General features: G+C 33.7%; 18 protein-coding genes. 7 read left to right on the top strand and 11 right to left on the bottom strand.

Annotated features, from left to right (window positions below; genetic code table 11):
- Positions 1–479 precede the first annotated feature (479 nt).
- The 4 genes from gpmI to DK508_RS05900 all read left to right on the top strand — a co-directional run bounded on the left by gpmI (position 480) and on the right by DK508_RS05900 (position 4,337).
- Positions 480–2,000 carry a 2,3-bisphosphoglycerate-independent phosphoglycerate mutase gene (gene gpmI / locus DK508_RS05915; protein ID WP_109299820.1) on the top strand — a complete coding sequence of 507 codons (1,521 nt, stop codon included), beginning with the start codon at positions 480–482 and terminating at the stop codon, positions 1,998–2,000.
- Positions 2,001–2,180: 180 nt separating this feature from the next.
- The gene (gene map, locus DK508_RS05910; RefSeq protein ID WP_109299819.1) at positions 2,181–2,999 is read left to right on the top strand and encodes a type I methionyl aminopeptidase; all 819 of its coding nucleotides are present in this window, start codon (positions 2,181–2,183) and stop codon (positions 2,997–2,999) included.
- 45 nt (positions 3,000–3,044) lie between these two features.
- A complete protein-coding gene (locus DK508_RS05905; RefSeq protein ID WP_109299818.1) occupies positions 3,045–3,812 on the top strand; it encodes a class I SAM-dependent methyltransferase in 768 nt (255 codons plus the stop codon).
- A gap of 21 nt (positions 3,813–3,833) precedes the next feature.
- On the top strand, positions 3,834–4,337 hold the full coding sequence (locus DK508_RS05900; RefSeq protein WP_109299817.1) for a nuclear transport factor 2 family protein: 504 nt from the start codon (positions 3,834–3,836) through the stop codon (positions 4,335–4,337).
- Between the two features lie 70 nt (positions 4,338–4,407).
- On the opposite strand, the gene DK508_RS05895 is transcribed toward DK508_RS05900, so the two are convergent.
- From DK508_RS05895 to DK508_RS05855, 9 genes are all read right to left on the bottom strand, one after another.
- Entirely contained in the window at positions 4,408–5,403 is a 996-nt protein-coding gene (locus tag DK508_RS05895; RefSeq protein ID WP_109299967.1) for an FAD:protein FMN transferase, read from the bottom strand.
- A 5-nt stretch (positions 5,404–5,408) separates the two neighbouring features.
- Complete coding sequence (locus DK508_RS05890) at positions 5,409–5,786, bottom strand: Na(+)-translocating NADH-quinone reductase subunit F (RefSeq protein ID WP_109299816.1); 378 nt, start codon at positions 5,784–5,786, stop codon at positions 5,409–5,411.
- A 51-nt stretch (positions 5,787–5,837) separates the two neighbouring features.
- On the bottom strand, positions 5,838–6,716 hold the full coding sequence (locus tag DK508_RS05885; RefSeq protein WP_109299815.1) for a DUF4846 domain-containing protein: 879 nt from the start codon (positions 6,714–6,716) through the stop codon (positions 5,838–5,840).
- A gap of 85 nt (positions 6,717–6,801) precedes the next feature.
- Positions 6,802–8,109, bottom strand: a complete 1,308-nt coding sequence (gene nqrF / locus DK508_RS05880) for an NADH:ubiquinone reductase (Na(+)-transporting) subunit F (RefSeq protein ID WP_109299814.1) — start codon at positions 8,107–8,109, stop codon at positions 6,802–6,804.
- A gap of 1 nt (position 8,110) precedes the next feature.
- Positions 8,111–8,827 carry an NADH:ubiquinone reductase (Na(+)-transporting) subunit E gene (nqrE, locus tag DK508_RS05875; protein WP_109299813.1) on the bottom strand — a complete coding sequence of 239 codons (717 nt, stop codon included), beginning with the start codon at positions 8,825–8,827 and terminating at the stop codon, positions 8,111–8,113.
- Positions 8,828–8,838: 11 nt separating this feature from the next.
- Positions 8,839–9,531: an NADH:ubiquinone reductase (Na(+)-transporting) subunit D gene (locus tag DK508_RS05870; RefSeq protein WP_109299812.1), complete on the bottom strand. Its 693-nt coding sequence runs from the start codon at positions 9,529–9,531 to the stop codon at positions 8,839–8,841.
- 3 nt (positions 9,532–9,534) lie between these two features.
- Positions 9,535–10,290, bottom strand: a complete 756-nt coding sequence (locus DK508_RS05865; RefSeq protein WP_109299811.1) for a Na(+)-translocating NADH-quinone reductase subunit C — start codon at positions 10,288–10,290, stop codon at positions 9,535–9,537.
- A gap of 2 nt (positions 10,291–10,292) precedes the next feature.
- Positions 10,293–11,519, bottom strand: coding sequence for an NADH:ubiquinone reductase (Na(+)-transporting) subunit B (locus tag DK508_RS05860; protein WP_109299810.1), 1,227 nt, complete (start codon positions 11,517–11,519; stop codon positions 10,293–10,295).
- A gap of 4 nt (positions 11,520–11,523) precedes the next feature.
- Entirely contained in the window at positions 11,524–12,879 is a 1,356-nt protein-coding gene (locus DK508_RS05855; protein ID WP_109299809.1) for a Na(+)-translocating NADH-quinone reductase subunit A, read from the bottom strand.
- A 189-nt stretch (positions 12,880–13,068) separates the two neighbouring features.
- Here DK508_RS05855 and DK508_RS05850 point away from each other — a divergent pair, with 189 nt between their 5' ends.
- From DK508_RS05850 to apaG, 3 genes are all read left to right on the top strand, one after another.
- Positions 13,069–14,340 carry a DUF5103 domain-containing protein gene (locus DK508_RS05850; protein WP_109299808.1) on the top strand — a complete coding sequence of 424 codons (1,272 nt, stop codon included), beginning with the start codon at positions 13,069–13,071 and terminating at the stop codon, positions 14,338–14,340.
- A gap of 78 nt (positions 14,341–14,418) precedes the next feature.
- Entirely contained in the window at positions 14,419–15,570 is a 1,152-nt protein-coding gene (locus DK508_RS05845; protein ID WP_235016296.1) for a DUF3667 domain-containing protein, read from the top strand.
- A 1-nt stretch (position 15,571) separates the two neighbouring features.
- The gene (gene apaG, locus DK508_RS05840) at positions 15,572–15,958 is read left to right on the top strand and encodes a Co2+/Mg2+ efflux protein ApaG (RefSeq protein WP_109299807.1); all 387 of its coding nucleotides are present in this window, start codon (positions 15,572–15,574) and stop codon (positions 15,956–15,958) included.
- A 26-nt stretch (positions 15,959–15,984) separates the two neighbouring features.
- Here apaG and DK508_RS05835 read toward each other — a convergent pair whose 3' ends face one another.
- Positions 15,985–16,992 (bottom strand): DUF6695 family protein, encoded by a 1,008-nt coding sequence (locus tag DK508_RS05835; protein ID WP_109299806.1) that lies wholly within the window; start codon positions 16,990–16,992, stop codon positions 15,985–15,987.
- Complete coding sequence (locus DK508_RS05830; RefSeq protein ID WP_109299805.1) at positions 16,989–17,705, bottom strand: NRDE family protein; 717 nt, start codon at positions 17,703–17,705, stop codon at positions 16,989–16,991. Before DK508_RS05830 ends, DK508_RS05835 begins: the two co-directional genes overlap by 4 nt.
- Between the last annotated feature and the right edge of the window lie 27 nt (positions 17,706–17,732).

Genomic DNA, 17,732 nt, shown 5'->3' with positions numbered 1-17,732 from the left:
TGAATTTAAGTTAAAAATTGATTTATAATTAATAAGACCTTCCATCTAGGTCATTTGTTACATATAAAAACGTAAATAACATAATATTAACCTTTGGTCAACATAATACCAGTATCGTTAAACTTAATAATTAACTCATTTTCAACAATTTGAAACCCATTACCCAAAATCGCATTACTCTTTCTAACATATCGTTAATTTCTCTCTTTCACTAATTTTTTACTTTGGCAAATGAATTACATTATCTACATAAAAAAGCTAGTAATTTTAAGAATAACCTACTTTTAACCTTCTGTATACAAATCCGTTAATAGTTTCACAAAAAAGGGCTATTGGATAATCTTAAGAAAAGGTTTAAATCACTAATGAATAACTTGTGGTTTTTGTGTACTTGCCAGTGAAGTTGTAACTTTGTCTCTTGTCCATTTTTAAAGCTTTTAACCAAAAAAAAACCAACCAGGAATTAAATTAAACGCCACATGAATAAAAAAGTTATTTTAATGATACTTGATGGATGGGGAACATCGCCAGACCCTAAAGTATCTGCGATTGATCATGCAAAAACCTCATTTATCGATAATTTATATAATACTTATCCCAATGCCTCTTTACGTACTGATGGTCTTCATGTAGGCTTACCCGATGGACAAATGGGAAATAGTGAAGTTGGGCATATGAATTTAGGTGCAGGTAGGATTGTATATCAAGATTTGGCTAAAATTAATCTGGCTGTCGAAAAAAATACGCTAAAAGATGAATTAGCACTTACCGAAGCTTTCAAATATGCCAAAGAAAATAATAAAAATATCCATTTACTCGGCCTGGTAAGCGACGGTGGTGTACACTCACATATTAACCATATTAAAGGTTTATTAGATGCTGCACATGCTTATGAATTAGACAATGTGTTTTTACATGCTTTTACCGATGGTCGTGATGTAGATCCAAAATCTGGAAAAGGGCATATCCTGGATATTCAAAAACACATGAGTAAAACCACAGGTAAAATAGCTTCTATTATTGGTCGCTACTATGCCATGGATAGAGATAAAAGATGGGAACGTGTAAAATTAGCTTATGATCTTTTGGTTAATGGTGTTGGAACATCTAGTAGTAATGCCGCAGAAAGTATTCAGACTAGTTATGACAATGATATTACTGACGAGTTTATCAAACCAATTGTACTTGAGGAAAATAATACTGCCGTAGCTACCATACAAGAAGATGATGTTATAATTTTTTTCAATTTCAGAACAGACAGGGGGAGAGAATTAACCGAAATGTTATCTCAAAACGATATGCACGAATACAATACACATAAACTCCCACTGTATTATGTTACTATGACTAACTATGATGATACCTTCAAAGATATTCATGTTGTTTATGATAAAGAAAATATTACCGAAACTTTAGGACAAGTGTTATCTGAAGCTGGTAAAACACAAATTCGAATTGCCGAAACAGAGAAATATCCGCATGTTACTTTTTTCTTTTCAGGAGGACAAGAAGAACCTTTTGATGGTGAATCAAGAATTTTAAGAAACTCACCTAAAGTAGCAACATACGACCTTAAACCAGAGATGAGCGCTTTTGAATTAAGAGATGCTCTAGTACCTGAATTACAAAAGGGAGCAGTAGATTTTGTGTGTTTAAATTTTGCTAATGGGGATATGGTAGGCCATACAGGAGTTATGGACGCCGCTATTAAAGCTTGCGAAGCCGTTGATGAATGTGTAAAGGATGTAGTAACAACTGGACTTGAGCATGGATATACTACTATTCTTATTGCTGATCATGGTAATTGTGAAACCATGATTAACCCAGATGGCTCTCCACATACGGCACATACGACTAATCCGGTTCCTATTATATTAATTGATAAGGATCAAATAGAAATAAAAGATGGTGTGTTAGGTGATATTGCTCCTACGATCTTGCAGCTTATCGGGGTAAATCAGCCAGAGGCTATGACACAACATTCTTTACTCGATCAATAGCAAAAGACCTATTTATTATAAAGTGTTTAATGCATAATTTCATGTACGTAGAAATATGTGAAAGAGTCCAAAAAAGATATCATATAGATGTTCTTATAAGGATTAAGATGCATCTATTAGATGTATCTTAATATTCTTCGTAAATTTGCCTTCTTTTAATACGGAATTGTTCACAAGCTTATGATTATTACTAAAACAAGAGAAGAAATTGAATTAATGCGTGAAAGTGCATTAGTTGTATCCAAAACACTAGGTATGTTAGCCAAAGAGGTTAAACCAGGGGTGACTACTTTACATTTGGATAAACTTGCCGAAGAATTTATCAGAGATCATGGTGCAATTCCTGGTTTTTTAGGATTATACGATTTCCCGAATACACTATGCATGAGCCCCAATGCACAAGTAGTACACGGGATTCCTAACAACACCCCTCTTAAAGAAGGTGACATTATATCTATCGATTGTGGAGCCATTAAAAATGATTTTTATGGAGATCATGCCTATACATTTCCTGTTGGAGAAGTATCTGAAGATGCTCAGCGGTTACTTCGTATTACTAAAGAATCTTTATACGTAGGTATTGCCGAACTGAAAGTTGGAAACCGAGTAGGAGATGTTGGATATGCCATTCAAAAATTTACTGAGGATGCAGGTTATGGCGTAGTTCGAGAATTAGTGGGTCATGGTCTGGGGCGTAAAATGCACGAAGATCCCGAAATGCCAAATTATGGCCGTCGCGGAAGAGGTAAAAAATTTATTGAAGGAATGGTAGTCGCTATAGAGCCTATGACAAATATGGGCACACATCGTATTAAGCAATTGCGTGACGGTTGGACTATTCTTACTGCCGATGGAAAACCCAGCGCACATTTTGAACATGATGTAGCGATTGTGGATGGCAAACCAGAAATCCTTTCTACCTTTAAATATATTTACCAAGCTTTAGGCATTGAATCTGATGAAGAAGATGCTTTTAGACAAGAAGTACTAACCGTTTAGACAGTACTTCCTATGTAAAAATTGAAGCTTTTACAGCTTTTCAGGATGAAAAAACTCTTTAAACTTATATTAAATACGATCCCGAGGCCATTACTTATTCGTTTAAGTTATCTGGCTAGACCCATTATTGCTCTTTTTTTAAGAGGAAATACATATACAGATCCTATTGATGGTAAAAGTTTTTCTAAATTTTTGCCTTATGGATATGGTACGCAAAGAGATAATGTACTCTCCCCTTCTACGCTATCCTTAGAGCGCCATCGATTGCTATGGGTATATTTAAAAAGTGAAACTAATTTTTTTACTGCTCCGGCAAAAGTATTGCACTTTGCTCCCGAGCAAGCTTTTTACAAAAGGTTTAGGAAATTATCTCATCTTGATTACACTACAACAGATCTTAATTCGCCACTAGCCGATATAAAAGCAGATATTTGTAATCTTCCTTTTAAGGATAATCAATACGATATTATTTTTTGTAATCATGTATTAGAACATATACCTGATGACACTAAGGCAATGCAAGAGATGTACCGAGTTTTAAAACCTGGTGGAATGGCCATTTTACAGATTCCCCAAGATCTTAATAGAGCCATTACTTTTGAAGATGATAGTATTACTGATCCTAAAGAAAGAGCCAAGATATTTGGGCAATACGATCATGTGAGAGTATATGGTAGGGATTATTTTGATAAACTTAGAACTATTGGTTTTGCGGTTGATGAAATTGATTATACAACTATACTTTCTTCTAGAGAAGTAGATTTATATAGATTAGCACAAGGAGAAATTTTACCAGTGTGTAGAAAGCACTAAGTACATTTTAAATCAAAGTATATGAAATATATGTATCTCTTTTTTGCATTGGTCATAATGCAAACGAACGCACAAACCAGTATTGATACCATACAGAAAGAAATAGATCAAACTGTATGGAAACCTTTTCAAACAGCGTTTGAGACTTTGGATGCAGAGGCCTTAAACAATACGTATGCCGCTAATGTATTACGGGTTACTCCAGAAAAAATTGACACCAAAAATGTTTTTAAGAAAGGAAATATAAAACGTTTTATGGGTATGAAAGAAAAGGGGAATGCCATTAGTTTAGATTTTTGGTTTGATGACAGAAAAACAAATGAGACTACATCCTACGAAGTAGGGTTTTATCGTATTGGATTTACCTTAGACGGAAAAACTGAATATAGTTATGGTCAATTTCATATCGTATTACAAAAAATTGATGGCCAATGGAAAATCACTCAAGATTGGGATACTACAGCCATTGCAGGTGAGACTATCACCGCTTCACATTTTAAGAAAAAAGAAGGTATACGTTTTTGATAATTATATATCATAAAGAAAATATAGTCTTATTCGATACAGTTTATATTTAAATGAGAAAAAATATGTATTAACCCTCTGGAAATCCATTAACAGCAAGGGTTCGTAACTCCTTATTTTCATTTTCATAAATAAAAAAAGCTTTTAATCCAGGATGAGTTTCTAAAAATCGTTTAGATCTTTCTAAGCCCATAGACATTAAAGCTGTCGCGTATGCATCAGCATCCATACAAGTATTGGCAAGAATAGACACGCTTAATAAATTAGATTTATGAGGATATCCAGTTTTGGTGTCAATAATATGGGCATAGCGATTTCCGTTCTCATCTAGTTTAAATTTACGGTAGCTCCCTGAAGTTGCCATTGCTTGATTTTTCAATATTACAACTTTGCTATAAGATTGCGTATCATCAAAATTGGGATCTTCTACTCCTATCCTCCATGGTTTTTGCTTTAACAAATTACTCCCTTTACCTCGTATTTCGCCTCCTATTTCAACCAAATAATTGTCATACCCTTTGTGTTCTAAAAACTCTGCAAATACATCCACAGCATAACCTTTGGCCAATGCATTAAAATCTATAAATGTATTGGTGTGTACTTTTATAATTTTACCGCTGTTTAATTTCACTTTATCTAATCCTACAGCTACTAGCAAACTATCTATTTTAAGACTATCTAAAGCCACAACTTTTCCCTTTGGCCCAAAATCCCATGCATTTACCAAAACACCAATAGTTGGATCAAAAGCCCCTTCAGTCTCTCTGTGAATTCTCTTTGACGCAGCGAATACATTTTTAAAATGTTGATCTATCGTTACCGATGTATCCCCCTTATTTATTCTTGATATATCAGAGTCCTTGATATACGTCGACATAGAGGCATTAATTACATTGATCAAACTATCATATGATTTTGAAAAATCTACTTCTTTATTATCAATAAACTGAACTGTAAATGTGGTTCCAAAAGCATTACCAGTTGCATAATTGAGGTGTGTTTTTGATGTTTCATTACAAGAAAGCAACAATGTAAATATTGCTAAAACTACTATATTCTTGATCATCTGCATTAGTTTAGATTCGTTTCTATAAGCTGTAATCCGGCATATTCTAATATATACTCTTCGTTTAGAAATACAGGTTTATTCGGATTTTCGGCATTTTGTAAACCAACTCCAGCATAAAACACCTTAGCTTCTTGTTCTATTGCATGTTTTTTAAAAGCTTCCATCCAGATTACATCATAGTTATGGGGATTATCAGGATGCGAAATCGCTTTAACCAATACAAAATAGCGTTGATTTGATTTATCAACACAAACAAATTGTGGATGTTTCCCCAATTTGCTATTGATGGCAATAAATTCGAATCCTTTTTTCTCTAATTCTTCCCCAACAATATTCATTGCAAGGTTATGTAGTTCTTGTTGATTAAGTATCCTAGTCATAGCGGTGCAAAGATACAATCAAATTGAAGAATTTAAATCTACTACGTTAAATTATTTAAACCGTATAAATCTAGCTTTGTCAAAGTAATAACTTGGAGTATCTACAGATGTATTCTCATCAAATGTATACCAAGGAGAAGTCGAAGTATTCTCAAAATTCTTGAGTAAACATACGTTTTGAGCAGGAGTATTTCCTTGTGCCAAAAGATACATTTTCTCTCCTTGATCATTTATAATTTCATCAACTATAATTTCTATATGTCCAGGAGAACCTGGTTTAATGAGCATATCCCCTATTTTTATATCTTTTACCTTTATTTTTTCAAGCTCTGTATACATCGATAAAGTACCAGCATAAGTATAAATTAAATTAAGATATTTATAAAAATTAGATGTAGAAGTATTTGTCGAAGCCGTTTTGTGAAAGGTTACTTTATTACCTCTAATTTTTGGTCGATATCCTTGGGCATATTTTGCCCACGAACAATAATGTCCTGAAGTGAAGTTAAATCCTATTTCATTCTTTCTATTTTGATCCCACAAATATTCTGATCGCATCCTCATCAAAGCATCTGCGCATTGTTGTAATCCATTTGATGGTACAGGAACTTCTAAAATAGCTTCATGCCAATCCTGCGCAAAATAAGTACTGCCATCATAGTTAATAATATTACTCCCGTAAGGTTTTAATTGATAATGACGAAGGTATTCCTGAAAAGATCCCTTTTCATAGGATACTCTTTTATAACCGTCTGGTACAATTACTCTGGTCGAAATTGAATCTCCTTTTTTATTAATATAATCGGGGGCACTTTTACCCATAGAAAACACCCCTTTTACAGGTTGCACAACCTTATGATTAATAATTGTGTTTCTTAGTAGAATTACTAATATTACAATTACAGCAGAGAAAAAAACATACTTTTTCATATGATTAATTTATATTCAAAAATATAAAAACCGATACAAATTAATTTGTATCGGTTTTTATTATATCCTTGAAAGACCTTTATGTCTATCCACCAAAGTCATCAAATCTAATGTTCTCATCAGGAATTCCGAAATCCTCTCCCATTTTCTGAACAGCTTTGTTCATTAATGGAGGACCACAGAAATATAATTCTATATCTTCTGGAGATTCGTGATGATTAAGGTAATTATCGATTACACAATTATGTATAAATCCAACAAAACCATCTCCATCGGCATCAATATTTTCTTTCACTTTCCAGTTATCTTCTTCTAATGGCTCAGATAGTGCCAAATAAAACTTGAAATTAGGGAAGTTTTTTTCTAAATCATAAAAATGATCTAAGTAAAATAATTCTCTTTTAGATCGACCACCATACCAGTATGTTACCTTTCTACCAGTTTGCAATGTTTTGAATAAGTGGTATAAGTGTGAACGCATTGGTGCCATACCAGCTCCTCCACCTACATATAACATTTCAGCTTCAGATTCATTAATAAAGAACTCACCATAAGGTCCAGAAATTACTACTTTATCTCCCGGTTTTTGAGCAAAAATATACGATGATGCAACTCCAGGGTTAACATCCATCCATCCATTTTTTGCTCTGTCCCATGGCGGAGTAGCAATACGCACATTAAGCATGATCTCTCTTCCTTCTGCAGGGTAAGAAGCCATAGAATATGCTCTTTCTACAGTATCGTTATTCTTCATTACTAAAGGCCATAAACCAAACTTATCCCATTCTGCCTGAAATTTATCAGGAGTTTCATGTTCTTCGGGATGAGCAGTAATATCTATATCCTCATATTTAATCTCACATTGTGGGATTTCGATTTGGATATATCCTCCTGCTTTATATCCCATATCTTCAGGAATACGTACCACAAATTCTTTAATGAAAGAAGCTACATTATAGTTACGTACTACTTCTGCTTCCCATTTCTTGATTCCGAATACTTCTTCAGGAACCTCGATATTCATATCTTGTTTTACCTTTACCTGGCAAGCTAATCTTGCCCCATGTTGTAACTCTTTACGAGAAAAATGAGGTGTTTCTGTTGGTAATGCTTCTCCTCCTCCTTCAAGTACATGGCACTCACATTGAATACAGGTTCCACCACCACCGCATGCCGATGGTAAAAATATCTTTTCATTACCTAAAGTAGATAGTAATGTTCCTCCTGAGGCCACCTCTATCTCTTTTTCACCGTTTATAGTAATCTTAACCGGTCCTGATGGTAATAATTTATCTTTTGCAAATAATAAAATCCCTACTAAAACTAAGGTTAAAACCAAAAACGAAATAATGGTTATAACAATTGTTCCCAGTGTTGATGCTAAAAATATCATGTTATTTAAGTATTGTAACGTTAGTATTTTCGGCTACTTCTTTTGTAGTCTCTTCTTTTTCAACTTGAACCGCTTTAGATTCTTTTTTCTCTTCTTCATCACCACCTGTCAACATACCTCCAAAACTCATAAAACCAATCGCCATTAATCCTGTAAGAATAAATGTTATTCCTAATCCTCTTAATGGAGCTGGTACATTAGAGTATCTTATTTTTTCTCTAATAGCAGCAATTGCCAGAATCGCTAAGAACCATCCGATTCCTGAACCGATACCATACACACCTGCATGAGTAATCGTAGCAAATTCTTTTTGTTGCATAAACAATGAACCACCTAAGATTGCACAGTTTACAGCTATCAATGGTAAGAAAATACCTAATGAGTTATATAATGATGGTGAAAATTTCTCAACAATAATCTCAACCAATTGCACCATAGTTGCTATCGTAGCAATAAACAAAATAAACGTTAAGAAACTCAAGTCATAATCTGCATACTCAGGCCCTAACCACACCAAAGCTCCTTCTCTTAAGATATACTTATCAAGTAAGAAGTTTAATGGTACTGTGATTGCCAAAACGAATATAACCGCTGCTCCAAGACCAACAGCAGTTGATACCTTTTTGGATACAGCAAGGTATGAACACATTCCTAAAAAGAATGCGAATACCATATTATCTATAAAGATCGATTTTAAAAATAATTCTAAATATTCCATGTTTCTTTATTTTAATGATCTTCGATTAATGCTTTATTTTTACTTCTCTGAATCCAAATAATAACTCCTACAGTTATTAACGCCATAGGTGCTAATACCATGAAACCATTATTTTCGTAACCATAAGCATACAATCCTGTTTTATCTATTGGATCACCTAATACTTTAGCTCCAAATAATGTTCCTGATCCCAATAACTCTCTAAAGAAAGCCACAATTACCAATAAAACACCATAACCTGCAGCATTACCAATACCATCCAAAAATGATTTCCATGGTCCATTACCCAAAGCAAAAGCTTCAAAACGTCCCATGATTATACAGTTAGTAATAATCAATCCAATAAATACCGAAAGTTCTTTACTAAGTGTATATGCAAAAGCTTTCAGTACTTGATCAACAACAATAACTAAAGCAGCTACAACAACTAGCTGAACGATAATTCTAATTTTTGAAGGAATTATGTTTCTCATTAAAGAAATAACCACATTACCAATCCCTAATACAAAAATTACCGAAATGGCCATCACAATTGATGGCTTTAATTGAGCTGTAATTGCTAGCGCAGAACAAATACCTAATACTTGAATAGTAATCGGATTATTATCTGCTAGTGGATCTGTAAGTAATTTTTTGTTTTTCTTCGAAAACAAAGGCTCTTTAGGCTCTTTTGCTTTTACTTTTTCTTCTGTTACTTCAGCCATTTGTTATTTTTTTAAAGTTTCGAAATAAGGTTGATACATCTTTATTCCTTTCTTTACCATTGCTGTTACACCGTCTCCAGTAATTGTAGCTCCAGCCATAGCATCAACTGCATTATCATCTTTTCTTACATTTTTAGGATCTGCATTACCTTTCTTTACTGTAATCCCTTTATAAGTGCCAGAAGCATCTACAATGCGTTCACCAATAAAGTCATCTCTAAAATAAGCTTCTTTGATATTAGCTCCTAATCCCGGAGTTTCACCTTTATGATCAAAAAACGCTCCTTTAACCGTTTTAAATTCTTTATCTAAAGAAACATATCCCCAGATAGCATCCCAAAGACCATTTCCTCTCATAGGCACTACATAAAATTCTTGACCATCTTTTTTACCGATGAACATAGGTAATTTTCTTTCGTAACTATCATCTTGTTTTACCTTGTCATTCTCTTTCTTAACTTCGATATCAAATGCATCTGTAGTTTTTTGAGCTGTACTTCCAACAATGATGTATTGTTCTTCACCTACATACTTATCGAATAATTCCTGAGCTTGCTCTGCAGGCACAAATTCGTTAGGATCTTCGGTATCAGTAACCCCCATTGCAAAAAGTATGTTCTGCTGCTTTTCTGTACGTTTATTTGCATCTATCCTTCCTTTTAACGAAGAAGCAGTAAATGCTAATAATGAACCAACCACAACTACCATCGCGATAGCAAATATGATTGTATATGAATTTTTATCTGTATTAATCGCCATGATTAAGCCGTTTTAAGTTTTAAACGTTTCATTCTTTTCTTCACGTTACCCTGAACCACATAATGATCAATGGTTGGAGCAAATACATTCATCAATAAAATTGCTAACATTACTCCTTCTGGGTATGCTGGGTTGAATACGCGAATTAGTATAGATATAAATCCTATAAAAAATCCGTATATCCATTTTCCTTTATTAGTTTGTGAAGCTGTCACAGGATCAGTTGCCATAAAAACAACACCAAAAGCAAAACCACCAATAATTAAATGATGCCAAAACTCTGTGCTCATCAAACTATAGAATTTACTTCCTTGACTAATCCATTCGGCATTTACAATACCATTAAAAATTAATCCCATTGCTAATGCTCCTAGTGTAGCACTTAACATAATTCTCCAGCTTCCAATCTTAGTAAAGATCAAAAACAATCCTCCTAATAATATCAAAAGTGCAGAAGTTTCTCCAACAGAACCAGGAATAAACCCAAGGAACATATCAGAAACAGAATACGAAAGATCTTTTCCTTGAGCCAAAGCTCCTAAAACGGTTTCTCCCGATATCGCATCTAATTTTGCACCATCTGCAATTTCATTTGCTCTTTCTACAGCACCATGCACCCAAACCTTATCTCCAGACATCCATGTTGGATATGCAAAGAATAGAAATGCTCTAATCGTTAATGCAGGGTTAAGAATATTCATTCCTGTTCCTCCAAAGACTTCTTTTCCTATAACCACACCAAAGATTACGGCTACTGCTAGCATCCATAATGGAGTATCTATCGGTACTATTAAAGGTACTAACATCCCAGTAACCAAATACCCTTCTTCAACTTCGTGTCCTTTAATAACCGCAAATAAGAATTCTACGCCAAGTCCAACTCCGTAAGAAATAATCACTAATGGTAATACTTTCCATAGTCCAATAGTAAGGTTATCAAAGGCCCAAAAACCTGCACTAAAAAAACCATTAGCAACAGCTTCTATATTTCCTTCGGCAAGATTATGTTGATATCCAGCATTAAACATCCCAAATATTAAACATGGCAATAAAGCCATGATAACAGTATTCATGGTTCGTTTTAAATCATCTGCTCCTCGAACATGAGAACCAGAATGTGTAGTTTCATTGGGTAAATACAAAAATGTATGGATAGCATTAAAAGCTGGAGCCATCTTTTTACCCTTATACTTAAGTTTTAGTTTATGTAATTTATCTTTTAATCCCATAGCACTATCCTATTTCTTTTAACATTAAGTCTAACCCTTCTCGTATAATTTGCTGATGTGGTTGCTTAGAAACACATATAAATTCTGTAAGGGCAAAATCCTCGGGAGCAACTTCATACATCCCTAACTGCTCCATAGCATCCAAATCATTTACCGCGCATGCTTTAAGCAGTTGTAATGGATAAATATCAAAAGGGAATACACTCTCATAGTTTCCTGTAACTACAAAAGCTCTATGCTCACCATTAGTATTTGTATTAAGACTATATTTTTTATTTGGAAATAACCAAGAAAAAGTAAGTGCTCTTGATGGAGATATTTTATTAAAAATTGGCTTGTTCCATCCAAAGAACTCATAATCATCTCCTTCTGGAATCACAGAGATACTACTATGATAATATCCTAAATAACCATCAGGTTTTACATTTTCTCCGGTAAGTACATCACCACTAATCACACGTATATTTCCTTCATCATATACTCCAGAATCGTATACAACACTTGATACTTGAGCTCCTATTTTGGTTGTGTAATACTGTGGATTTTTAACCGAAGAACCTGCCAAAGCAATGTTTCTTTCTGCATTAAATTTCCCAGTTAGCAATAATTCCCCAATAATAATAAGATCTTGTGGATTTACTACCCACACAACTTCTCCTTTATTAATAGGATCAAGTTTTGCTATTTGTACGCTAACATTTCCTGCCGGATGTGGACCAGAAACATTATGAAGTACTACATTATTAAGTTTTGCAAGAGGAGAGTTTCCATTTTTACCAATCGACACATGAACTTGTCCATCGGTTAATTTGCCAAGTGCATCTATAGCAACTTGAATTTCTTGCTCTTTACCCTCTAGAATATAATCATAATCTGCCGATAAGGGTGCAGTTGCATATCCAGAAATAAATATTGCCTTTGGAGCAACATCGGGATTTGCAATTACATCATAAGGACGTTGTTTAATGAATGGCCAGCAACCAGATGCTAATAGATGAGTTTTAACCTCATCTCCACTCATAGCACTTACGTCTTTAGCTCCAAAATCTGCATACTTCTGCTCCTTATCACTAAGGATTTTAAAGGCTAAAATCTTTCTTTTGGCACCACGAACAATTTCCGCTATTTCTCCACTTACAGGAGAAGGAAAAAGTATTTTTTCATTAGATTTAGAGTGAAAAAGTGGTTCGCCGGCTTTTACTTCTGTACCCTGTTTTGCAATAACTTTTGGCACAATACCGTGAAAATCGTCAGGCTTAATTGCGTAAACATTACTTCTGGTAGCTTTTGAAGTCTTCTTCTCTGCCTCACCAACAAGCTTAATGTCTAAGCCTTTTCTGATACGAATGTCTTTTGACATATTTGTAGTCTATGTTAATTAACTAAAAAAATCGTGCAAATTTACTAATTAAAACACGTAAGTGAAAGCTGGTTGTGTTATAAGATTTTATTTATAACGTTTCTAAATAAAGGTTTTACTCTCAAAGAAACCAACTTTATCATTTAGGCACGTATTTTGTTTATATTTATACCCTCAACAACCTTAATAATGTTTAAAAAACTTCAACAAACTACACTTTTACTTGTATTTCTTACCAATATTAATCTTACTCTATTTGGTCAGTCTATTGTTGAAGAAACTCCCGCAGTTGATTATATCCGGACCATACAATTTACTGGCAATCAAGAATTCGCAGGAATCCCAATTATTAAACTAGGAGAACCTCTTAGAATTACTTTTGATGATATTCATGGTGATGAGGCCGATTACTATTATAGAATTACGCATTATAATTTTGATTGGACTCCATCGGTTTTATATAAAAATGAATTCATGGATGGATTTGATGAAATTCGAATAGTTAATTACGAAAACTCATTTAACACCTTGCAAATGTATAGTCATTATACATTAAGTATCCCAAATGAAGACACAAGAGGATTAAAAGTAAGCGGAAATTACATACTAGAAATTTATAATGATGATGACGAAACCGTATTTTCTCGCAAATTCATCATTTACGAACCATTAACAACTGTAAAGGTATACACCAAAAGATCAAGAGATTTTAAATATATCGATACCAGACAATCCGTTCAATTCGAAATAAACTCACCTAACCAAATTCTAAGAAATCCTAAAAAAACAGTACAAACCCTAGTCATTCAAAATAATGATATTAAAGAAGCTATAACCAACCTTATACCGCAATTTACTATTGCCAACAAACTGGTGTACAAATACGATCAAGAATCCAGTTTTTGGGGAGGAAACGAATATTTATCATTTGACAGTAAAGATATACGTGCTGCCTATGCAAGTATCGCCAAAATAGAACTAAAAGATATTTACCATAATTATCTACATCGTAATATCACAAGGGCAAATAGAAGATACACGTACAACCCCGATATTAATGGAAACTTTGTAATTCGAAATATTAATGCTAATGATAACAACAATGTTGAAGCTGATTATGTCTGGATGCATTTTTTATTAGAATCTTATGAAGGTATAGGGGATGGAGAACTTCATATATATGGTAATTTTAATAATTATACGCTAGACGATTCCACAAAACTACAATACAATAAAGAAACTGGTTTTTATAGTGCTACGAGGTTATTTAAACAAGGTTTTTACAACTATAAATACGTTCTTTTACGCCCAGACGGAACTCTGGATCCTGGGATTATTAGCGGTAATTATGACGAAACTGAAAACGAATATACCGTTATCCCATACTACCGAGCTCCGGGAGCTCGGTATGATCGTGCTATCGGAAAAGGTACAGGAAACTCTTCGACTATTACAAATTAGAATATTTAGTTATTCATTTTTGGCATTGTAATAAACTCCTATTATTTTAGTCACCTAGTTGGGACAAACTAACCATTCATGAAAAATAAGGGGAGATTTTTAAAAAAGTATCGGGGAAACGAATGTCTTAATTGCGGCGTTCCTTTAGATATGATTGATCGGTATTGCCATAATTGCGGACAAATCAACACCACAAAAAAACTATCATTAAAAGATTTTTTTGGTGAGTTTTTTGCCAGTATTTTTTCATACGATTCTCGATTAAGGCACACTATAATTGCTTTACTATTTAGCCCTGGAAAAATCTCTAAAGATTATGTAGAAGGCATTAGAGTGAAGTATGCTAATCCTTTTCGATTTTACCTTAGTGTTTCTATAATATTTTTTATCATCAATGGGTTGTTTATTGATTTTGATGATTTTAGCACAGGAGTAGAAGACAAGATATCTTTTGGAAAAGATGCTGTTAATGAAATAAAAGAAAATGTTGATGTAGATTCTCTAAAACAGAAAATCACTAAAGACATTAAAGGAAACAAAGGGCTTTCGGTATCACAAAAAGAAGAAATCGCCAAAAATATAGCAGAAATAGAAAACACCTCACCTTTCTTTACAGAAGAACAAGAACCTGAAAAAATCATTTATTATTCGCAAGAACAAATTGATTCTATGGGCTTTTTTAAGAAAAGTACAAAACTATGGACAATGTACGATGATCATTATGACAAAACAGGGGAAGTCTCAGCTATTCGAGCCCTTACAGAATTAAATCATAAAAAAAATAGATTTAATAAATATATCTACCACAGAGCTATAAAAACAAATAGTATTAACGATAATTATGGCCGTGAACTATTAGAGTTTATATTTAACAAATTGCCTTTTATTATATTCTTCTTCCTTCCTTTCTTTGCATTAAGTATATGGCTACTCTATGTTAGAAGGCCTTTTACTTACATGGAGCATTTAGTATTTACGTTTCATACGCAAACCATGTTTTTTATACTTATCGGAATATCTATACTAATTGATCAAATCATAAAAAGCAAAGCAGCTTCGGGGATTGCCATATGGATATTTCTTTTTTACCTTTATAGAGCAATGCGAAAATTCTATAATCAAGGTAGAGGCAAAACTATTGTTAAATTTCTATTATTGAATGTTTTATTTTTTATCTTAGCAGGTATTGGCTCCGCCATTACTATTGCAGGTTCGATTTTTATTTTTTAGGATGGTTCAACAAATAACAAGAGGTATAAAGATTTCGGTGGACACCACCTTTGAAGGTACGTTCTATAAGAACTACAAGATTCATTTTGCCTTTGGTTATCGTATCACAATTGAAAATCAAAGTAAAGACTCTGTACAACTCACTTCGCGTTTCTGGGAAATCAAAGACGCCTTAAACAGCACTGAAGTTGTGGAAGGGGAAGGTGTTATCGGCAAAAAACCTGTTCTTAAACCTGGAGAATCTCACACATATAACAGTGGATGTCTTCTTAGCTCTCCATTTGGTGCTATGAAAGGACACTATAATATGGTTAACTTCACTTCTACCAGAAAGTTTAAGGTATTAATCCCTGGCTTTAAACTAAGCGCACCATTTGCTCTTAATTAATCAGACATTCTTATTCATTCTATATTCTAGCCATTAATTGGTATAATGCGATGTTTTAAATCAAATCGGATTTTATTCCCTTCTTGCTCAACATGGCAATACTTACAATTAGAATCATAAACAAAAGAATAATCTTTCTCTATATCAAAGTGTTTGCTCTTAACAGAAAACACACCTTTAAAATCTTCCTCTCCACACTCTGTATATCTTGTGATCTCAAACAGATTTTGACTGGATTCGTGAGAATTCATAACAAAGTATGCACTACTTCCTATACCATCCAGAAAATGAGCGTTCTTTAAAAATCCTTGTGGACTAACCACATGGTTATTCGTCATTTCAGGAATTTTCTTATCAAAGTAGTTTGTGAGGTTTTCTTTAAAAACTGATCCTGGATACACTATCAACTCCCCTTTTTCAACTTGATAAATAGGGTTTTTTAAACGCGATTTTTCAACATTACCCAAAGGACTTGGTGTAAACATTTTATTTCTCAATAATGGGGTTCTAATTTTCGAATTGTCTGTGCTTTCCAATATGGTATCAGTAACGATTCTCGAACAATTACTTCCTTCTTTTCTAAACGTGCTATACGGAATACTCCCTCTGCTTTGAGTCTCTATAACATACGCCCTTGCCTTATCATAAAAAATATTATCACATACCGAAGCCACTAATCGACCACTACCATGAGTTTTTTCGGGATGCTTTTCAAGCCACAACAAAAATTCATTAATATTTGCTAATTTTTGGTCTGAGGTAAATGTAGCCTTAAAAGGTATTTCTAACTCCACATCGGTAACAGCACTTCTAACCCTCCCTTTACCTTGAGGAGTAATATACCGTCCAAAGTCATAGTATTCTGCAATTCCTGTTTTGTTTTCAATAAGAACAAAGGCTGCATGTCCAGCTTTAATCACTCCATTCTTACCCAAACCAAATAATTGTAATAGGTTTGATGCATTTTTCTCGTCAGAAAAACGAACAAAGGTATCAGGAAAAGCAAGCGAAATTATTTTGCCTGTGTAGTTCACGCCGTTATAGCTTCAAAAGTAACCGTATTTACCTCTTTGTTTTGTAAGTTCTCATATCTCATAGATAAGTCTTCATCATTCTTAACAATCTGCGTTATGCTTCTTGTTTTCAAAAAACCTCTATCTATTTGCAGATCAACATCCTTATCTCCAATTCCAGCATTTTTATGAAAATCTAATAAGGTATCTGGAGTATGGATATTTTCTTCTTCAAAGGTCTTAAACCACTTTTTACGAATGGTCTTCATTTTTTGATTATAAAGCGTAGAAGATGACCAAATATGGGTTTCTTTCTCTAAGGAACGGAAATGTTTTTTCTTACCATCCCAGACCAATTCAAAAAGCACCAAATCAGATTGCCAATTTGCCGCTACTATAGTAAATGGCTCTATACCGTTATAATCATATGCTAATATGGCCTCCTCTAAATAATCTGCTTCTAGCAAATCCTTTACAACAACCCCTCTACTTTGTCTATATGACGAAAGCCTTTCATGAATTTCAAAGCCACCATTTAGTAAACATATCATTGTATTTTTATCACTTACACCTATCCAAGTACCTCCTGCTACAGCATCTTTAGGAAATAGCATTCTTGTTTTATTTACTTGATAGAACTCAGGAAGTAATGTTTTTCTATTAATAGCCTCATCACGATTAGAGGTTAGAATAAAATTATTTTCTTGAGTTGGAATTAACGTTACTGTACACATAAATTTTGGGTCGGCTAAATATTTGAC

Origin of the sequence: Aquimarina sp. AU474 (assembly GCF_900312815.1) — a bacterium.
In the GTDB taxonomy this organism is placed as follows: Bacteria; Bacteroidota; Bacteroidia; order Flavobacteriales; family Flavobacteriaceae; genus Aquimarina.
Note: the sequence above shows the minus strand (reverse complement) of the source record. Positions and strands in the feature narration are given on the sequence as shown.

What these genes read in the sequence shown, in the direction of transcription:
- gpmI (WP_109299820.1), top strand. Translation starts at nt 480, where the DNA reads ATGAATAAAAAAGTTATTTTAATGATACTTGATGGATGGGGAACATCG.
- map (WP_109299819.1), top strand. Translation starts at nt 2,181, where the DNA reads ATGATTATTACTAAAACAAGAGAAGAAATTGAATTAATGCGTGAAAGT.
- DK508_RS05905 (WP_109299818.1), top strand. Translation starts at nt 3,045, where the DNA reads ATGAAAAAACTCTTTAAACTTATATTAAATACGATCCCGAGGCCATTA.
- DK508_RS05900 (WP_109299817.1), top strand. Translation starts at nt 3,834, where the DNA reads ATGAAATATATGTATCTCTTTTTTGCATTGGTCATAATGCAAACGAAC.
- DK508_RS05895 (WP_109299967.1), bottom strand. Translation starts at nt 5,403, where the DNA reads ATGATCAAGAATATAGTAGTTTTAGCAATATTTACATTGTTGCTTTCT.
- DK508_RS05890 (WP_109299816.1), bottom strand. Translation starts at nt 5,786, where the DNA reads ATGACTAGGATACTTAATCAACAAGAACTACATAACCTTGCAATGAAT.
- DK508_RS05885 (WP_109299815.1), bottom strand. Translation starts at nt 6,716, where the DNA reads ATGAAAAAGTATGTTTTTTTCTCTGCTGTAATTGTAATATTAGTAATT.
- nqrF (WP_109299814.1), bottom strand. Translation starts at nt 8,109, where the DNA reads ATGATATTTTTAGCATCAACACTGGGAACAATTGTTATAACCATTATT.
- nqrE (WP_109299813.1), bottom strand. Translation starts at nt 8,827, where the DNA reads ATGGAATATTTAGAATTATTTTTAAAATCGATCTTTATAGATAATATG.
- DK508_RS05870 (WP_109299812.1), bottom strand. Translation starts at nt 9,531, where the DNA reads ATGGCTGAAGTAACAGAAGAAAAAGTAAAAGCAAAAGAGCCTAAAGAG.
- DK508_RS05865 (WP_109299811.1), bottom strand. Translation starts at nt 10,290, where the DNA reads ATGGCGATTAATACAGATAAAAATTCATATACAATCATATTTGCTATC.
- DK508_RS05860 (WP_109299810.1), bottom strand. Translation starts at nt 11,519, where the DNA reads ATGGGATTAAAAGATAAATTACATAAACTAAAACTTAAGTATAAGGGT.
- DK508_RS05855 (WP_109299809.1), bottom strand. Translation starts at nt 12,879, where the DNA reads ATGTCAAAAGACATTCGTATCAGAAAAGGCTTAGACATTAAGCTTGTT.
- DK508_RS05850 (WP_109299808.1), top strand. Translation starts at nt 13,069, where the DNA reads ATGTTTAAAAAACTTCAACAAACTACACTTTTACTTGTATTTCTTACC.
- DK508_RS05845 (WP_235016296.1), top strand. Translation starts at nt 14,419, where the DNA reads ATGAAAAATAAGGGGAGATTTTTAAAAAAGTATCGGGGAAACGAATGT.
- apaG (WP_109299807.1), top strand. Translation starts at nt 15,572, where the DNA reads ATGGTTCAACAAATAACAAGAGGTATAAAGATTTCGGTGGACACCACC.
- DK508_RS05830 (WP_109299805.1), bottom strand. Translation starts at nt 17,705, where the DNA reads ATGTGTACAGTAACGTTAATTCCAACTCAAGAAAATAATTTTATTCTA.